At 72.1% G+C, this 16,885-nt stretch carries 15 protein-coding genes and 1 pseudogene; 6 read left to right on the top strand and 10 right to left on the bottom strand.

Annotated elements, in window-relative coordinates:
- Positions 1-231: 231 nt before the first annotated feature.
- Both I8N67_RS42315 and I8N67_RS06055 read left to right on the top strand, forming a co-directional pair.
- Positions 232-2,355 carry an ATP-binding protein gene (locus I8N67_RS42315; protein ID WP_307835159.1) on the top strand — a complete coding sequence of 708 codons (2,124 nt, stop codon included), beginning with the start codon at positions 232-234 and terminating at the stop codon, positions 2,353-2,355.
- Positions 2,352-3,056 (top strand): response regulator, encoded by a 705-nt coding sequence (locus I8N67_RS06055; protein ID WP_200301535.1) that lies wholly within the window; start codon positions 2,352-2,354, stop codon positions 3,054-3,056. Before I8N67_RS42315 ends, I8N67_RS06055 begins: the two co-directional genes overlap by 4 nt.
- Here the strand turns inward: I8N67_RS06055 and I8N67_RS06060 are convergent.
- From I8N67_RS06060 to I8N67_RS06080, 5 genes are read right to left on the bottom strand one after another with little or no spacing between them, the layout of a single operon-like run.
- A complete protein-coding gene (locus I8N67_RS06060; protein WP_234045164.1) occupies positions 3,008-3,940 on the bottom strand; it encodes an STM4011 family radical SAM protein in 933 nt (310 codons plus the stop codon). The genes I8N67_RS06055 and I8N67_RS06060 overlap by 49 nt on opposite strands.
- Positions 3,941-3,948: 8 nt before the next feature.
- Entirely contained in the window at positions 3,949-5,301 is a 1,353-nt protein-coding gene (locus I8N67_RS06065; protein WP_200301536.1) for an STM4012 family radical SAM protein, read from the bottom strand.
- Positions 5,298-6,104 (bottom strand): STM4013/SEN3800 family hydrolase, encoded by an 807-nt coding sequence (locus I8N67_RS06070; RefSeq protein WP_200301585.1) that lies wholly within the window; start codon positions 6,102-6,104, stop codon positions 5,298-5,300. The genes I8N67_RS06065 and I8N67_RS06070 overlap by 4 nt, the downstream gene beginning before the upstream one ends.
- Positions 6,105-6,159: 55 nt before the next feature.
- Positions 6,160-7,329 carry an STM4014 family protein gene (locus I8N67_RS06075; protein ID WP_200301537.1) on the bottom strand — a complete coding sequence of 390 codons (1,170 nt, stop codon included), beginning with the start codon at positions 7,327-7,329 and terminating at the stop codon, positions 6,160-6,162.
- A gap of 47 nt (positions 7,330-7,376) precedes the next feature.
- Positions 7,377-8,345 carry an STM4015 family protein gene (locus I8N67_RS06080; RefSeq protein ID WP_200301538.1) on the bottom strand — a complete coding sequence of 323 codons (969 nt, stop codon included), beginning with the start codon at positions 8,343-8,345 and terminating at the stop codon, positions 7,377-7,379.
- A gap of 238 nt (positions 8,346-8,583) precedes the next feature.
- Here I8N67_RS06080 and I8N67_RS06085 point away from each other — a divergent pair, with 238 nt between their 5' ends.
- Both I8N67_RS06085 and I8N67_RS06090 read left to right on the top strand, forming a co-directional pair.
- Positions 8,584-8,910: a DUF8820 family protein gene (locus I8N67_RS06085; RefSeq protein WP_200301539.1), complete on the top strand. Its 327-nt coding sequence runs from the start codon at positions 8,584-8,586 to the stop codon at positions 8,908-8,910.
- 127 nt (positions 8,911-9,037) lie between these two features.
- On the top strand, positions 9,038-10,063 hold the full coding sequence (locus I8N67_RS06090; protein ID WP_200301540.1) for a DUF6745 domain-containing protein: 1,026 nt from the start codon (positions 9,038-9,040) through the stop codon (positions 10,061-10,063).
- A gap of 19 nt (positions 10,064-10,082) precedes the next feature.
- Here the strand turns inward: I8N67_RS06090 and I8N67_RS06095 are convergent, their stop codons facing one another.
- Together I8N67_RS06095 and I8N67_RS06100 are read right to left on the bottom strand one after the other, a co-directional pair.
- Positions 10,083-10,703, bottom strand: a complete 621-nt coding sequence (locus tag I8N67_RS06095) for an L-threonylcarbamoyladenylate synthase (RefSeq protein WP_200301541.1) — start codon at positions 10,701-10,703, stop codon at positions 10,083-10,085.
- Between the two features lie 143 nt (positions 10,704-10,846).
- Positions 10,847-12,211 (bottom strand): FAD-dependent oxidoreductase, encoded by a 1,365-nt coding sequence (locus tag I8N67_RS06100; protein WP_200301542.1) that lies wholly within the window; start codon positions 12,209-12,211, stop codon positions 10,847-10,849.
- A 215-nt stretch (positions 12,212-12,426) separates the two neighbouring features.
- Between I8N67_RS06100 and I8N67_RS06105 the strand changes: the two genes are divergently transcribed.
- A complete protein-coding gene (locus I8N67_RS06105) occupies positions 12,427-12,876 on the top strand; it encodes a hypothetical protein (protein WP_200301543.1) in 450 nt (149 codons plus the stop codon).
- 113 nt (positions 12,877-12,989) lie between these two features.
- Here the strand turns inward: I8N67_RS06105 and I8N67_RS06110 are convergent, their stop codons facing one another.
- Entirely contained in the window at positions 12,990-13,973 is a 984-nt protein-coding gene (locus I8N67_RS06110; RefSeq protein WP_200301544.1) for an aldo/keto reductase, read from the bottom strand.
- Between the two features lie 86 nt (positions 13,974-14,059).
- A pseudogene (locus I8N67_RS06115) lies at positions 14,060-15,024 on the bottom strand (DUF1152 domain-containing protein).
- Positions 15,025-15,203: 179 nt separating this feature from the next.
- Here I8N67_RS06115 and I8N67_RS06120 point away from each other — a divergent pair.
- A complete protein-coding gene (locus I8N67_RS06120; RefSeq protein WP_200301545.1) occupies positions 15,204-15,986 on the top strand; it encodes an alpha/beta fold hydrolase in 783 nt (260 codons plus the stop codon).
- Positions 15,987-16,004: 18 nt separating this feature from the next.
- Here the strand turns inward: I8N67_RS06120 and I8N67_RS06125 are convergent, their stop codons facing one another.
- Positions 16,005-16,799 carry a hypothetical protein gene (locus tag I8N67_RS06125; RefSeq protein WP_200301546.1) on the bottom strand — a complete coding sequence of 265 codons (795 nt, stop codon included), beginning with the start codon at positions 16,797-16,799 and terminating at the stop codon, positions 16,005-16,007.
- Positions 16,800-16,885 lie beyond the last annotated feature (86 nt).

A 16,885-nucleotide genomic window follows, 5' to 3' on the forward strand; every position in this document is an offset into this window, starting at 1 on the left:
GAGGGGGAGAAGTGACCTGGGACACATCGTGCCCACGCGGGGCGGGCCTGCCGCACTTGCGGAAGCAACGGTGGTTGTGGTCGTTGTGGTCACGGGCCCTGTCACCTTATGAGCACGTCCCTCACACGTCTCTTTCCCTGACCGCATGTGAGCGCCATGATTGTGCGACCCACCGCACAAGCCGACGTCCGAGCCGCCTGACGTCGGGTCGGTACGAGAGATGAGTCCGTCGTGGTCGCCGAGTTCCGCCGCCATACCCTCGCGGGCGAGATGCTGGTGCTCCAGCTCGCCATCGTCGTGGTGGTGCTGCTGGCGGTCGCCGCGGTCTCGCTCACCCAGTCCGCCGCGACCTTCAACCGGGTCGAGGGCCGCCGTGTCACCGCGCTCGCCGAACAGCTCGCCGCCAACCCCCTCGTACGCGACCGGCTGGCGCGGCCCGTGGCGCACGAGGCGCTTGCACCCCTGGTGAACTCCACCCAGACCCAGTCCGGAGTGACCTCGGTCACCGTCGCCGACGCCGACGGCCGGATCGTCAGCTCCACCGACCCCACCGTGATCGGCGACCTGATGCCGACCGGCGAGGGCGCCGCCCCGGGCCGCGGCTGGTCCGGCTCGCTGACCCTCGACGACAGCCGCGAACTCGTCGCCCAGGTGCCCGTCCTCGGCGAGACGGAGGCGAACCTCGGCCGGCTCCTGGGCACGGTGATGATCGGCGAGGCCTCCCCGACCGTGTGGCAGCGCCTCAGCGGCGCCTCCTCCTACCTCCTCGCCTACCTCGGCGTCGCCAGCGGCCTCGGCCTCGTCGGCTCCTGGCTGCTGGCCCGCCGCGTCAAGCGGCAGACCCTCGGCCTGGAGCCCCACGAGATCGCCGGCCTCGCCGAACACCGCGAGGCCATGCTGTACGGCATCGCCGAGGGCGTCATCGCCCTGGACCCGCAGCACCGGCTCACCCTCGTCAACGAGATGGGCCGCCGCTTGCTCGACCTGCCGGCCGACTGCGTCGGCAAGAGCCTCGCCGACCTGGGCATCGAGGGACGGCTGTGCGACGTCCTGGTCGGCGCACAGGAACCGGCGGGGACGCGGGAGGGGGGCGCGGGCGCGCCTGAGGGCGAGGGGGTGGGCGACTCGCGTGACGGGGAGGGGGCGACCGGCCTCGGTGATCGCGACGGGGCGGCCGGATTCCGTGACGGGGAGGGCGCGGCCGGATTCCGTGACGGGGAGGGCACGGCGGGTTTCCGTGAAGGGGAAAGCACGGCGGGCTTGCGTGGTCGGGTGGGCGAGGCGGGCTCGGGCGGCTGGGAGGGTGCGGTCGGTTCGCGTGGTCGGGTGGGTGCGGCGGGCTCGCGCGACTGGGGAGGCGCGGTCGGCTCGGGCGACTGGGAGGGTGCGGTCGGCTCGGGCGATCGGGACGGCGCGGTCGGCTCGGGTGATCGGGTGGGTGCGGTCGGTTCGCATAATGGGGAGGGCGCGGTCGGCTCGCGTGATGGGGAGGGTGCCGCCCGCTCCCGTGACGCCTCCGCCGACCGGCGCGACGAGGTCGTCATCCGCCGGGGCCGGGTGCTGGTGATGAACCGGATGACCGTCACCAAGGACGGCCGCCACCTCGGCTCGGTCACCACCCTGCGGGACCGCACCGAGCTGGCCCGCCTCGAACGGGAGATCGGCTCCTTCCGCAGCTCCTCCGAGCTGCTGCGCGCCCAGGCCCACGAGTTCGCCAACCAGCTGCACACCATCTCCGGGCTCATCCAGATCGGCGAGCAGGACGAGGTCGTCCACTACATCCACGCGCTGAGCCGCCGCCGCCACTCCCTCGACGTCACCCTCGGCCGCCGTGTCCGTGACACCACCGTCGCCGCCCTGCTCATGGCGAAGACCTCGCTCGCCGCGGAACGCCGGGTCACCCTGCGAATCTCGGACGGCACCGCGCTCGACCGGCTGGCCCCGGCGGACGCGGCCGACGTGGCCACCGTGGTCGGCAACCTCGTCGACAACGCCGTGGACGCGGCCGCCGCCACGGCCGCGCCCGACGACCACGAAGCGTGGGGCGGGACCGAGGGCCGCGCGGCCTGGGTCGAGGTGGAACTGCGGCAGGACGCCTCCGGCGTGGAGATCGTCGTCCGTGACTCGGGCCCCGGCGTGGCCCCCGAACTCGCCCGCGAGGTCTTCTCCCACGGCTTCACCACCAAGGCCGCGCGGGAAGGCGAACGCGGGATCGGCCTGGCCCTCACCCGCCTGGTCTGCGAACGGCACGGCGGTGAGATCTCGGTGACCAACACCCCCGACGGGGCCATGTTCACCGCCCGCATGACCGTCAGCCACCTCACCGACGCGGTGGCGGAAGGAGCGACACCATGACCGGCACGAGCAGGGCGCCCGGCACGATCGACGTGCTCGTGGTCGACGACGACTTCATGGTGGCCCGGGTCCACCGCACCTTCGTCGAACGCGTCGAGCCGTTCCGGGTCGTCGGCGTCGCCAGCACCGGCGAACAGGCCGTCGCGGCCGTCGACGAGCTGCGCCCCGACCTGGTCCTGCTGGACCTCTACCTCCCCGACGGCTTCGGCCTCGACGTCATACCCCGGCTGCGCACCGCGGGCCATGACTGCGACGTCATGGTCATCAGCGCCGCCCGGGAGGCCGACTCCGTGCGCGGCGCGGTCCGCCACGGCGTCGTCGACTACCTCCTCAAGCCGTTCGAGTTCGAGGAACTGCGCTCCCGGCTCCAGAGGTACGCCGCCCAGCGCGGCCGCCTGCTCACCACCGTCGTACGCGGCCAGGCCGACGTCGACCGCGTCCTGGCCGGAGCCGCCGTACCCACGTCGGCGGCCGGCGCCCTGCCCAAGGGCATGAGCGTCGAGACCGCCGAACTGATCGAAGGCACCCTCCGCAGCGCCGCCGGCACCCTCTCCGCCACCGAGTGCGCGACTCTCACCGGCATCTCCCGCGTCAGCGCCCGCCGCTACCTGGAGTACTTCCACGGCATCGGCAGCGCGGACGTCACCCTCCGCTACGGCGTGGCCGGGCGGCCCGAGCGACGGTACAACTGGAGGGTGTGACGGTCCGAGGCGGAAGTGGGCGCCGGGGGGCCGTGTCGCGCCTCCTCGGTCGGTACGCGTTCCAGGACCCCGCCCGCGAAGACGTCGTACAGCGGGAGCGTCTCGAGGTGGACGTACCCGATGTGGCAGTCGCAGACGGCCAGCGGACACGGGCGGGGGGCCAGCGCCGCGCGGAAGGAACCGTCGTAGAGGTTGCCCAGTTCGGCCTTGACGAAGTGGCACCGCCGTACCGTGCCCTCCCCGTCGACCGACACGACCGAGGACCCGGTACGGCAGGCCCGGCCCGCCGAGCGGTGCGGATGGCGGCTGAAGGGGAACAAGGGGTCCAACTCGCTCCACAGCGCCGCCTCTTCGTCGCTGTAGGTGTGCCCGTCCGCGGCGTTCACCCACAGATACACCTGCTCCGGCAGCTCCCCGCGCAGACGGCGGGCGTGCTCCAGATGCTCGGGAAGACCGACGATCCCCACACTGAAGCGGATGCCCGCCCCGGTCAGCCGGCGGGTCTTGTCGAGGAACCGCTCGTACGGCGTCTGCCCGGGGTGGTACGTGCACCACAGGGCCACCGTGTCCGGGTCGGCCTCCGTCAGCCACTCCGTGCGGCAGCTGAGGTTGGTCTGGATCGCCACCCGGTCGATGTGCGGCTCGTGGGAGAGGTCGACCAGCGCACGCCGGTACCAGGAGCGCACCAGCCCCTCGCCCCACGGCGTGAACAGCACCGAGAGCCGGTCGCCGGTCTGCGCCCGCGCCCAGGTGGTGAAGCGGTCCAACGCCGCCCGGTCGGCCCGCAGCCGATCCGTCGAGTCGCGGCGCTTGGCGAACGGGCAGTAGGGGCAGTCGTAGTCGCAGGAGGCGAGCGGGCCCCGGTACAGGATCGTCAGGTCCATGGCCGCGTTCACTTCAGCTCGTAGCCGGCCATCGCGGCCCGTACGGCGGGGGAGAAGAACCCGGGCCCGATGGCGTCCGAGTGGGCCAGCCCCTCGACGGAGAGCCTCAGGATCCCGGCGCCCGCGCTGACGTTTGCGTCGGCCAGCCAGCCGCGCGCCGCCAGCCGCTCCAGCTCCGCGGGGAAGTCCCCGTACGGCTCGGAACCGAACCGCCGCCGGTAGTCCGCCACCGGCATCCCCCGCGACTGAAGCAGGGATTGGAGCAGGTGGCGGCGGCGCGCCTCGTCCTCGTCGACGGTGCGGCCGTGCACGGCCCGTCCGAAGTCCTCGGTGGCCGTGTAGTCGTCGATGATCCGGCGGATCTGCCCCATATCGACCGCGTAGTCGAAGGAGTAGTGCAGCGTCGAGGTGTACGAACGGGCGCCGCAGCCCAGGCCGATCATGCCGTCGGTCTGGCAGGCGTAGTCGTCCGGGCCCTGCGGCGGGGCGTCAGCGCGGCGGAACATCCGCATGGAGACCTGCTCGTAGCCGTGCGCGAGCAGATGGTCGCGGCCCTCGCGGTAGCGCCGCAGCCGTGCCTCGTCCCAGTCGCGGTCCGCGACGGCCGGATCGGCGTGGCGGCCCAGACCCGTCAAAGGCCGTACGTACAGCGGATAGAGATAGATCTCCTCCGGCCGCCAGGCGAGCGCCGCGTCCAGGGAGAGCCGCCAACTGGCCGCCGTCTGCCCGTCGATGCCGTAGATCAGGTCGATGTTGAGGACCGGGATGTCCGTGTCACGGATGCGGGACAGCGCCGCCTCCACAGCGGACCGCCGCTGAGGGCGTACGGCCGCACGCGCCTCCTCCTCGACGAAGCTCTGCACGCCGAGGCTGAGCCGCGTGGTGCCCCGCTCGGCCAGGACAGCCAGCCGGTCGGCCGTCGCCGTGGCGGGGGAGGCCTCGACCGACAGCGGGATCGCCCGCAGGTCCGCGCCCAGGTGCCGCTCCGCGATGTCGCACAGCCGCTCCAGCTCGGCGGCCTCCAGATAGGTCGGCGTGCCACCGCCGAACGCGGCGTTCGCGAACCGCGGCGGCTCCGCGTCCCCCAGTGCCTCCCGCACCGCGATCGCCTGCCGCTCCAGGGCGTCAAGGTAGCGGCCGGTCAGCCCGTCCGGCGCCCCGATCCGGGTGAAGAGATTGCAGAACCCGCAGCGCACCTCGCAGAACGGTATGTGCGCGTACAGCGACAGGGCCTGCCGGGACTCCCCGGCCCACAGGTCCGCGAGCGGCGGGTTGCCGGGCAGCTTCCGGTACGCCGTCTTGTGCGGGTAGGCGTACACGTAGTGCTGATACGGGCGACCCGTTGTCTCGGTCACGGTCATGCGGACGGCTCCAGGAAGAAGTGGCTGTAGGGGACGGTCCACACGGCCTCGTGGCCGAGGCGGTGCCCGGTGTACCCGTCCTCGCCGTACGTGGTCCCGTGGTCGGAGCAGACGACGGCGAAGCAGCGGCGGCGCGAACTCATCGCGGCGAAGAGCCGCCCGACGTACCGGTCGATGTACTCCAGGGCCGCCGCGTGAGTGACCGGGCTGTCGCCCGCCTCACGGGTGGCGCCCGGCAGGTGGAACCAGTTGGGCTGGTGCAGCGCCGAGGCGTTGAGGAAGAGGAACAGCCGCCGCTCGGCGGGCAGTTCGGCCACGATCCGCTCGGCGCGGGCCACCTGGGACTCGAAGGACGTCGGCGACGCCACGGAGAACTCCGGCTCCCAGTGGCTCTCCTGGAACAGCCCCGGCAGGACGCTCCCGAGCGCCCCCCGCTTGTTGAAGAAGCCGACACCGCCGATGCACACCGTGTGATAACCGCGCTCGGCGAGCGCCGACATCAGGTCGGGGCTGTCGAAGACGAAGGTGCGCCCGGCGGTCGTCTCACTCCCGGCGAACCGGCCCGCGAAGAGACGCGGATGCGGCCCCGGGGCCGCCGGGGTCGGCAGGAAGCCCGCGAACATCGCCTGGTGCGAGGCGTAGGTGAAGCTGCCGGGCGCGTGCCGCTTCTCCCAGGCGCCGCCCGGCAGATGGGCCACCAGATTGGGCAGTCGGCCCTCCTCCGCGAGCCGGACGGCCACGTCGTACCGCAGGGTGTCGAGGGTGAGCAGCAGCAGGTCGTCGCGGCCCACCACTTCATTCATGTCGGGTGCCTCGGGTGCCTCCGGCCCGGTGGCGTCCGGCGGTCGGTGGCCCGGGTCAGAAGGGTGCATGGTGGTCTTTCCTTGCCTGGGGGTGGGGCGACGGCGCCGGTAGTGTCGCGCTCCGCACCGCCGCGAGCTGCGCCGCGTAGGTGTCCAGGCCCTCCGCAGGGCCGCCCGGCAGCCCGGTCAGCCGGGGCAGCAGGTCGCCGAAGGCGTTGACCTCGCCGACGGCGAACCGGCGCCAGCCGATCGCCGGCAGCAGGTCCACACCGACGCACAGCGTGCCCGGGAAGCAGGCGGCGGCCCGCTCGCAGATGCCGAGGGCCTGCCGCCAGCGGTCGCCCGCCGTGTCGACGACCGACGCCAGATCGCCCCGCGTCCCGCCGAGATGAAGGTTGGTCATGGGGAAACGGCTGGTGCGCACGACGGCGTGCGTGGCCCGGCCCGCCACGACCAGGACGCGCAGATCGGCGGATCTGCCGTGCGCGGACGCCTTCGGTAGCCAACGCTCGATGTGCAGTCCGTCGGCCGCGAGGGCGTCGACGATGCCGGCGATCTCCCGCTCGTCCGTGTAGCGCCGCACCCGCAGGGAGTTGTGCAGCCGACCGTCTGCCCCGACCTCCACCGAGGTCGTGGCCCTGATCCGCCCGCTCGCCGACGACTCCACGGCCAGCACACCCGACGCGGAGGAGCCGTGGGCCGGCTTCACGAAGACCCGCGGCATGCCGTGCTCCCGCATCGCCGCCCGTACGTCGTCCCAGCCCCGCACCGGGAGCGCGTCGCCCGACGTGGGCGACGGCGGCACCGGAACCCCCGCCGCGGCGAGCCGGGAGTGGCACAGCCGCTTGTCGAAGAGCACCGCCAGCTCCGCCGGATCGTCCAGCCGCACCCCGCCGCGCAACGACCCCACGGCGGCCAGGAAACGGGCGTACCAGGTGGCCGACCCCTCCACCCGCGTCGGATCGTCGACGCCCCGCAGCAGCCGGTCCACCTCGGCGTCCTCACCCGGCGAGTCCAGCCGTACGACCTCGTCGGCGGCGAACTCATGGCCGCCGTCACACAGCACGTCCCGCCACTCGACGACCCGCGGCGTGCCGGCCCCGGCCGCCTCGGCCGCCGCGACGAACAGCCCGACCCGCCGGTTCTCCCCGTTCCCGACGACCACCCACCGGTACGGACCGGACCCCGCACCCACCGCACTCGCTGTACCGGTCCCACCGGACACACCGATCCCCGTCACCTCGAACCCCCCGTTCCCCCGCGCCTACGAACTCACTCGCCGACCGCGACGAACCGCCAGACCGTGCCGTCGTCGTCCTCGTCCGAATCGGCGTCGTCGGCGTCGACGTCGACCTGCACTCCCTCGGCCTCCAGGGAGTCCCGGAGGCGGTCGCGTATCGCCGGGCTGAGGTAGTTGTGGTGCAGGTCCAGTGTGGTGAGGTGGGTGAGCGGCTGGCCGGTGAGCAGCGCGGTCGCCCCGTCGTCGGTGAGGACGCCCATCGACACGTCGAGGACGTCGAGGCGGGCCACCACGGGGGCGGCGGCCAGCGCCGCACAGACGTCGTCCTGCATCTCGCTGTTGCGCAGCGCCAGATGCTTGAGAGCCGGCAGCCGGGTGCCCGCGAGGATCGCCGCCAGGTCGGTGATCTCGGCGTCACCGCCGTACTCCGAGGTGCCCAGCCACAGGTCCAGGTGGACGAGGGCCGGCAGGTCGCTCTCCGCCACACCGCGGACCGCGGCGCCGGGGATGCCGCCGGTCTCCACCGTCAGCTTCCGCAGCCGCTCATGGCGCACCGCCGGGAAGACGAGTCCGTTGCCGCCGCGCACCCCGAACTCCTCCAGCTCGGTGAAGGTGTTCAGCAGCGGGCCCACATCGCCCTGGTTGATCCAGGAGATCTCGCACTCCTCCATCACGATGTCGCCGAGGAACAGGGCGCGCAGCGCGGGCAGCCGGTCCTTCGCCGCGACCAGGGCCTTGATCACCTCCTCGGGGCCGTTGTCGTACGTGTCGCTCCAGGACCCCACGACCAGCGCCCGCACCTCGGCGGTGTCGACGGCGGCGAGGAACCGGGCGAACGCGTCCTCCCACGCCTCCTCGCTGCTGTACGAGTCCACGGTGATGCGCCACGCCACCGACCCGGGAGCGGGCAGGTGCCCGGCGCCCTCCGGGCCCTTCACCGAATCGGGGAACTCGCGGACCGGCAGGTCGTGGAACTCCTGCAGATGGCTCCCGATGGTCATGTGTGCCCCGCCCCTTCGTTCCATGTCCATGAGCGGGAGCCGTGTCCAGACACGGTCCGCCCGTCGCGCACCCGGAGCACACACAGCGCCGCCGGGTAGGGGAGTTCTACCAAGCCCCACTGACATCGCGTGCGGCGGACCCCTGTCCTGTGGACGAACAGCCGTGCGCGGGCCGATTGTCAGTGGCTGCCTCTACGGTTTTTCGTGGCACAGCGAGTGCCCGACGGGAGGGAGACCCATGTACCGGCAAGGAGACGTCCTCATCGCGCCGCTGGCAAAGAGCGCGGTACCCGACACGGCACGTGACGCCGTGTCGGAACCGCGCGACGAGCGCGGAAGGCTCGTCCTCGCCCTCGGCGAGGTCACCGGCCACGCCCACGCCGTGGTCGGCCCCGGCCGCCTCATCCGGGAGGCGAGCGTCTTCGGGCCGATGCTGCTGCACGTGCCCGACGGCGCCCGCGTCGTCCACGAGGAGCACGCGGCCATCTCCCTGCCCAAGGGCTGGTACCGGGTCGTACGGCAGCGGGAGTACGTACCGGGCTCGGTGCGGATCGTCGCCGACTGAGACCGCGGGGGGCCGTGGGACGAGGCGATCGCGTGCCGCCACCGGGGGAGGGCGCGCGGACGCGGGGGAGGGCGGCTGTGGCGTACGGCGGCCGCCGGGACAGGCATCGAGATCCAGGAGGAACGGCGTGACGGAACAGGCGAGTTGGCGGGCGGTGGCGGCGGCCACGGGTGAGGGCGACCGGGCGCGGACCGAAGCGGGCGTACGACTCGCCTACCGGCAGGCGGGACCGCGGGAGCCCGAGCGGATCGTGTGGGCCCGCTCACCCCTGGAGGCGGTACGCCTGCTGTCGGGTGCGCCGGCGCAGGACGGCGAGGCGCTGCCGGCGACCGGGGCGAGCGTTCGCGACGCCGTCCGCAACAGACCCGTCGCGGCCGAACGCGCCCGGCTGCACACCCTGCTGGGCCCCACGGGCTGGAGCGACCACTGGCGTGCGACGGGCGCAGACCTGTGGGAGACCACCCGCCCGCTCGTCGACCGCGTCCGCACCGGCATCGTCGAGGCCCTGGCCCCCGCAGACCGCCAGGAGGAGACCCGAATCCGGCTCCTCCTCCTGGACGCGGTCCTCGGCCAGCACGACGCGGCCTGGCTGTGCCCCTTCGACGACACCACCGGCCTCGAAGGACTGACCGAGGTGGTCCGCACGGCCGGCTGGTGGTGGCCGTACGAGAACATCGCGGTCGTCGCCGAGCGGCCCACCGAGCTCCACCGGGACGAGGCCGGCCGCCTGGACCGCGGCGACGGCCCCGCGCTCGCCCACTCCGACGGCTTCGCCCTGCACGCCTGGCGCGGCCTCCCCGTCCCCGGCGAATTCCTCGACCGGCTGGGCACGCTGACACCCGAGGACATCCGCACGGAGGAGAACGCGGAGCTGCGCCGCGTGATGCTGGAGTACTACGGCTACGACCGCTACCTGGAGGAGTCCGGGGCGAAGCCGGTGCACCGCGACAAGACGGGCGTGCTGTGGCGGACAGCCCTGCCCGGCGACGAGGACGTGGTGATGGTGGAGGTCGTCAACTCCACCCCGGAGCCGGACGGCACGAGCCGTACGTACTGGCTGCGGGTGCCGCCCACGACGGTGACCGCCCGCGAGGGAGTGGCCTGGACGTTCGGCCTGAGCGCCGAGGCGTACGAGCCGCTGCGGCAGACCTGAGCGTCACCGCCCTCGCGGGTCATTCGAACCGTGAGGTGTCGCCCGCGCCCTTGCGGATGATCTCGGCCTCACCGCTGGAGAAGTCGATGACGGTCGTCGGTTCCGTGCCGCAGTCCCCGGAGTCCACCACCGCGTCGACCAGGTAGTCCAGGCGCTCCTTGATCTCCCAGCCCTGGGTCAGCGGCTCCTCCTCGTCGGGCAGCAGCAGGGTGCTGGAGACGAGGGGCTCGCCGAGCTCCGCGAGCAGGGCCTGCGCCACCCGGTGGTCGGGGATGCGCACCCCGACGGTCTTCTTCTTGGGGTGCAGGAGCTTGCGGGGCACCTCCCTCGTCGCGGGGAGGATGAAGGTGTAACTGCCGGGCGTCGACGCCTTCACGGCGCGGAACACGTCGTTGTCGACATGCACGAACTGGCCCAGCTGCGCGAAGTTCTCGCACACCAGGGTGAAGTGGTGACGGTCGTCGAGCTGCCGGATCGAACGGATCCGCTCGATGCCGTCACGACTGCCCAGCTGGCACCCCAGCGCGAAGCAGGAGTCCGTCGGATACGCGATGAGCCCGCCCTGCCGGACACTGTCGGCCACCTGACCGATGGCACGCGGCTGGGGATTCTCGGGATGCACGTCGAAGTACTTGGCCATTGACCGAGCTTATGCCTTCAAGAGTCCCACGCCTCGTCATGGGGCCGCAGGCCCCTGAAAGGGGCGCGGGGAACTGCGCGACCAGCCACGACCAACCCGCGGCCGGACAACGGTCGCACAGTCCCCCACCCCTCAGCGGAGCGTTACGCGCCACTCTCCCGCAGCATGTCCTCGCGCTCGACGAGCTTCACCCGCGCGCGGCCCTGCGACTCGCCCAGCGCCTTCTCGGCCGCGTCGAGCTTGTACCAGCCCTCCCACGTGGTGAAGCGGACGTTCCGCTCAGTGAAGAAGGCGTCGACGGCCTCCGGCGCGGGCGCGGAGGGCTCGTGCAGCCGGCCGTTCGCGAAGTCGGCCAGCAGGTTGGAGACGGTCTCGTTGGCGTCGCCCTTGGTGTGGCCGATGAGACCCACCGGGCCACGCCGGATCCAGCCGGTGACGTACGTCGACTGCAGGTGCGCGCCGGTCTCCTCGATGACCCGGCCGCCCTCGTCGGGGACGGTGCCCGAGTCGACGTCCCAGGGCAGCTTGGGCAGCCTGTCCGACAGGTAGCCGACCGCGCGGTAGATCCCGGTGATGTCCCAGTCCTTGAACTCACCGGTGCCCTTGACGTTGCCGGTGCCGTCGAGGGCCGTGCGCTCGGTGCGCAGGCCGACGACCTTGCCGTCCTCGCCGAGGATCTCGGTGGGCGACTCGAAGAAGTGCAGGAACAGCTTGTGCGGGCGGTCGCCGGTGTCGCGGATCGCCCAGTTCTCCAGGGTCTTGGCGACCATGTCGGCCTGCTTGTTGCCGCGCCGGGTCGCGATCGAGCCCTCGTCGTAGTCGATGTCCTCGGGGTCGACGATGACCTCGATGTCGGGGGAGTGGTCCAGCTCCCGCAGCTCCATCGGCGAGAACTTCGCCTGCGCCGGGCCGCGGCGGCCGAAGACGTGGACCTCCAGCGCCTTGTTGGCCTTCAGACCGTCGTAGACGTTCGCCGGGATCTCGGTCGGCAGCAGCTCGTCGGCCGTCTTGGCGAGGATGCGGGCCACGTCGAGCGCGACGTTGCCCACCCCGAGCACGGCGACCTTCTCGGCCTCCAGGGGCCAGGTGCGCGGGACGTCCGGGTGACCGTCGTACCAGGAGACGAAGTCGGCGGCGCCGTACGAGCCGTCGAGGTCGACGCCCGGGATGTCGAGCGCCCGGTCGGCCGTCGCGCCCGTGGAGAAGACCACGGCGTCGTAGAACGCCCGCAGGTCGTCCAGGTTGATGTCCGTCGGGTAGTCGACGTTGCCGAAGAGACGGATCTGTGGCTTGTCGAGAACCTGGTGCAGGGCCGTGATGATGCCCTTGATGCGGGGGTGGTCGGGGGCCACGCCGTAACGGATCAGTCCGAACGGCGCGGGCATCCGCTCGAAGAGGTCGATGGACACACCGGGCTCGGTGGCCACGTCGGACTTCAGCAGCGCGTCGGCGGCGTAGATCCCGGCGGGTCCGGCTCCGACAATGGCTACCCGCAGAGGGCGGGGCATGTTCAGGTTCCCTTCGAGTGGAGACAAGCGACTCGTCGGCAACCCTAAACTAAGGCAACCCTTACCAGGTACGCGGGTCGGGTCTATGACCTCATAAGGCGATCTTATGCCATGCGGGCGCATGGGCGGACGGTGGGGAAGGGGCCCTGATCCGTCGTGGACACCGGCGTCGGCGCGATGGGTTTGCCCGGGCGGCGAACGGCAACGCGGTTCCCATGAGCCGAACGAACAAGGACCCCCGAGAGAACACCGCGCCCGCCGAGACGGCCGCGGCCAAGGCCCGCCGGACCACCGACCGGGCGACGGCCCCGGCCACCGAGTCCGCGAAGACGGCCGCCATCAAGATGGACGACACGGCGACGGTCACCAAGGCCGGCGCCGGACGCGCGGCCGACACGACGAAGCGCGCGGTCGACAGTACGAGCAGTGCCGTGCACAGCGCGGTCAAGGGCGTCGAGGCGGGTCGCCAGGCGGTCGTCCAGGCCTCCGGCCAGGTCGCCGCCACCGCGAAGACGGCTGTGACCGTCCTCGCCCACCGCAAGTTCGTCGCCGCCGGCGTGGGCGCGGGCCTGACCGCGCTGACCGCAGCCTCCTACGTGGCCGGCCGCCGCGCCGAACGCCATGTGCACGGCCCGCTCACCCGCCTCACGGGCGGACGCATCTGACCCGCCCACCGCGTCCTCGGAGCTGACCCGCCCACCGTGCCGTCGGAGCAGTCGCGCGGGAAGCGCCACGACCGGCCGCTTCCCGCGCGACTTCAGGGGCGGCGCCGCCGGACCTACCAGCGGCTCTCCACCTGCTCCTTGATGCGCCGGTCGTACAGCTCCCGGATCGCCGTGAGCGTCTCCTCGGACAGTGCGGGCAGCGCGGCGGCGGCCGCGTTGGCGCGGGCCTGCTCGGGGTTGCGGGCCCCGGGGATCACGGTCGTGACACCCGCCAGCTGGATGATCCAGCGCAACGCCAGCTGGGCCGGGGTGAAGCCCTCGGGCGCGAGCGCGGCGAACTCGACGGCCGCCTCGACGCCCGTCCCGTAGTCGACACCGGAGAACGTCTCGCCCTGGTCGAAGGACTCACCGTGCCGGTTGTAGGTGCGGTGGTCGTTCTCCGCGAAGACCGTGTCCTTGGTGTACCTGCCCGACAGCAGGCCCGAGGCCAGCGGCACGCGGGCGATGATCGCGACGCCCGCCTGCTCGGCGGCCGGGAGGACGTCGAGAAGCGGCTTCATACGGAACGGGTTGAGGATGATCTGCACGCTCGCCACGTTCGGCCGGGCGATCGCCGTCAGCGCCTCGGCGCAGGTCTCCACGCTGACGCCGTACGCGGCGACGCGCTCCTCCTCGACGAGGGTGTCGAGGGCGTCGAACACCTCGTCCGAGGAGTAGACGGGCGTGGGCGGGCAGTGCAGCTGGACCAGGTCGAGGCGGTCGACGCCCAGGTTGCGGCGGGACCGGTCGTTCCAGTCCCGGAAGTTGTCGAGGACGTAGTTCTCGGGGATCTGGTCCACGCGACGGCCCATCTTCGTCGCGACGAACACATCGAGTTCGGGCCTGCCGCGCAGGAACGTGGCGATGGTCTGTTCGCTGCGGCCGTCCCCGTACACGTCGGCCGTGTCGAAGAAGGTCACCCCCGACTCGACCGCCGCCTCCAGCACCGCCAGGGCTTCCTTCTCGTCGACGTCTCCCCAGTCGGCACCCAGCTGCCACGTGCCGAGACCGACCACGGACGCCTGCTGACCCGACCTACCGAATGCGCGTTCTTCCATGCCGTCAGTCTGTCATCCGCCCCGTACGGACACGGCAGCGACGGGAAGCCACTGCTCCGGCCCGCCGTGCCCGGCGGTGGCCGAGGTCAGTGCGGGAAGGCGCGGGGCTGGCGCTGCCGGGGCAGTTCGTCCCGGAACTCCTCGATGACCGAGCTGATCTGCCGGGTGAGTTCGGTCTTCTCCAGCCGGTCGAGGTAGAGATTGCGGGCGGCGAGACCGACCGCGTCCACACAGAAGTACAGGGCCATCAGCGGGTTGATGAACAGTTCGCCGTTCCGGGTCCGCTCGGTGAACCGGACATCGCCGAACTCGCCGCGCACGGCGGCCGCGACCGAGCCGTTGACGATGCTCGGGTGGCTCGGAGTGCACCGCTGGGCGTGGGCAACCGCGTCCAGGTAGAGCGCCCCCTCGCGGCTGTCGCGCGGCAGTGAGAAGGCACCGAGGTAGGCGCCGTCACGCTCCAGCGCGGCCAGGTTCTCCAGGACCAGCGAGTGGTTGACCCGTGGTAGGCGTCCACACCGAAGCCGAGGCAGGCCACCAGCCGGTGCGGGACCTCGTCGAGGCCCGCGACGGCGCCCAGACTCGCCATGTCCTCCTCCGGCGTGCCCAGCCCGTGCTCGTCCCCGCGCATCAGGATGTCGGTGCCGCCGTCCACCAGGACCACGGCGTCCACCCCGCCGAGATGGTCCAGGAGCGCGCGGTAGGCGGCCCGTAGGGGCGTCACCCCCGTACGGGAGAGCGCGTACACCGTGTCGGGCAGCCCGTGCAGGGCCAGCCACCGGGCGAGGGTCTGCTCGGGGAAGTAGTCGCCCCGGAACACGGTGTCCGGGCCGATGGCCGCCACGTCCGGCTCCAGCCACACGTCCGAGTCCAGGCCGTACAGATCGGCGAAGGAGAGGTTCGCGAGATGGACCTCCTTGCCCGCCGCCCGCAGGGCGAGGGCCAGCGGAAGACCGGCGTAGATGTCGAAGCCGCCACCGGCGCCGGCGACGAGTATCCGCCGCGCGTCGCTCAGTCGCGTGAAGAACGCGGGTTGCTGGAGGGAGAACACCGGCGAAAGCTAGCAGGGCGGTGGGCGGGGCGCGCGTGATTGACCGATGCCGCCGATGTCGCGCAACGGCTGCCCCAGGTGTGCCACGACCTCGAATTCCCCGGCGTACGACGGTGACGCGGGGCCGGGGAGCCGGTTACCGTACCGGGCAGTAACCGGACCGCACGCAGGAGGCCCTCATGCCGCAGCTCGAAGTCGCCGGCGCCGCACTGACGTACGACGACGAGGGCCCCCGTGACGGCGGCGGGGTGCCCCTGGTGTTCGTCCACGGCTGGACCGCGAACCGGCACCGCTGGGACCACCAGGTGGCGCACTTCGCCGAGCGGCGGCGGGTGATCCGGCTCGACCTGCGCGGGCACGGCGAGAGCGGCGGCGCCGGCGTGCGGACGATAGCGGAGCTGGCCGAGGACATCCTCGCCCTGGTCGACCATCTGGAGATCGAGCGGTTCGTCCTCGTCGGTCACTCCATGGGCGGCATGATCTCCCAGACCATCACCCTCGCCCACCCCGAGCGGGTGGAGCGCCTGGTGCTCGTCAACTCGATCGGCCGCATGACCTACAGCCGCGGCCGGGGCTTGCTCATGGCCGCCTCCACCCGCGTCCCCTTCAAGCTGTTCGTCGCCGCCAACATCCAGCGCGCCTTCGCCCCCGGCTACCCCCGCGAGCAGATCCGCGAGTACGTCCGCGCCTCCGCGGCCATCCCGCGCGAGGTCGTCATGCCCCTCTACGGGGCCATGCGCGACTTCGACGTCCTCGACCGCCTGGGCGAGATCCGCACCCCCACCCTCCTCGTCCACGGCTACCACGACATCCAGTTGCCCGTCTCCCAGATGCTCCGCATGGCCAAGGCCTGTCCGGACGCCGAGGTCCGCATCCTCGACGCCGGACACGAACTCCCGGTGGAGAAGCCGGCCGAACTGACCGCCACACTCGACCGCTTCCTCAGCGGCGCCCGCGCCTGACGCCCGGACCGGATGCGGTCAGGTCGCCTCGCGTGAGCGCGGCCTGTCCCGGTCGAGCGGACCGCCGAGGGACCGGAGCCGGCCGAGCACGGCGCCGACCACCGCCCGGGTCCTCGACAGCCGGCCGATGTCCGCGGCGAGCGACAGGGCCGCACCCGTCCAGGCGAAGCCGAAGGCCCAGACGGACAGCCACTCGCACAGATACAAGGGGGTGATCAGCCAGTCGTCGCCCACCTCGGTCGCCGCCGCGGCCACGGCGAGCGCCATGAAGACGAGGATCAGCACACCGGCCGCCTTGTAGGGACGCCGTACGTACGACCGTTCCTCGAAGCCCGGGGCCCAGGACATGAGGAGACAGAAGAAGGCCATCGCGGTCAGCAGGGCGATGGCGAAGATCTGATGGAACACGGAGATCGTCTGCTGGCCCGCGTCGCCGCCGGAGCCCGGCGCGGTCGGGAAGAGGGCGACGCCCAGCGCGCAGCACCCGGCGATCGTGCCCATGACGTCGTTGACCGTGTCGAAGCGGTAGACGATCAGGAAGATCCCGAGCGCGCACAGGGCGCCGACGAAGATGTCGCGGGTGCTGGTGTAGTACGCGCCGCTCATGGAACCGGGCCAGGCGTCCTCCCCGGTCCGGCCGCCGAGCCGCGCCGCGATCCAGTTGCCGGCCGGCAGCGCCAGGGGCAGCAGGACACCGATGATCCCGACGCCCAGGCGCAGCCGCATGACCGTCCGCGCGTCCTGGTCCCGCTGTCCGGCCGCCACCCTGTCCCGCAGGGGCATACGGGGGACGGCCCCGTCCGTTGCGCTCACGAGCGCCTCCTCACCGAAACGCGCGAGGCGAAGGCGTGCCCGCCACCGGTCGATGTCCGCAAAAGGTCGAACGCAAACTCGAACAG

The sequence above is a fragment of the Streptomyces adelaidensis genome, from assembly GCF_016598475.1.
GTDB lineage: Bacteria > Actinomycetota > Actinomycetes > Streptomycetales > Streptomycetaceae > Streptomyces > Streptomyces adelaidensis.

Bases quoted from the DNA above. Each gene is read 5' to 3' on its own strand.
- I8N67_RS06055 (WP_200301535.1), top strand. From the start codon at position 2,352: ATGACCGGCACGAGCAGGGCGCCCGGCACGATCGACGTGCTCGTGGTC.
- I8N67_RS06060 (WP_234045164.1), bottom strand. From the start codon at position 3,940: ATGGACCTGACGATCCTGTACCGGGGCCCGCTCGCCTCCTGCGACTAC.
- I8N67_RS06065 (WP_200301536.1), bottom strand. From the start codon at position 5,301: ATGACCGTGACCGAGACAACGGGTCGCCCGTATCAGCACTACGTGTAC.
- I8N67_RS06070 (WP_200301585.1), bottom strand. From the start codon at position 6,104: ATGAATGAAGTGGTGGGCCGCGACGACCTGCTGCTGCTCACCCTCGAC.
- I8N67_RS06080 (WP_200301538.1), bottom strand. From the start codon at position 8,345: ATGACCATCGGGAGCCATCTGCAGGAGTTCCACGACCTGCCGGTCCGC.
- I8N67_RS06085 (WP_200301539.1), top strand. From the start codon at position 8,584: ATGTACCGGCAAGGAGACGTCCTCATCGCGCCGCTGGCAAAGAGCGCG.
- I8N67_RS06095 (WP_200301541.1), bottom strand. From the start codon at position 10,703: ATGGCCAAGTACTTCGACGTGCATCCCGAGAATCCCCAGCCGCGTGCC.
- I8N67_RS06100 (WP_200301542.1), bottom strand. From the start codon at position 12,211: ATGCCCCGCCCTCTGCGGGTAGCCATTGTCGGAGCCGGACCCGCCGGG.
- I8N67_RS06105 (WP_200301543.1), top strand. From the start codon at position 12,427: ATGAGCCGAACGAACAAGGACCCCCGAGAGAACACCGCGCCCGCCGAG.
- I8N67_RS06110 (WP_200301544.1), bottom strand. From the start codon at position 13,973: ATGGAAGAACGCGCATTCGGTAGGTCGGGTCAGCAGGCGTCCGTGGTC.
- I8N67_RS06120 (WP_200301545.1), top strand. From the start codon at position 15,204: ATGCCGCAGCTCGAAGTCGCCGGCGCCGCACTGACGTACGACGACGAG.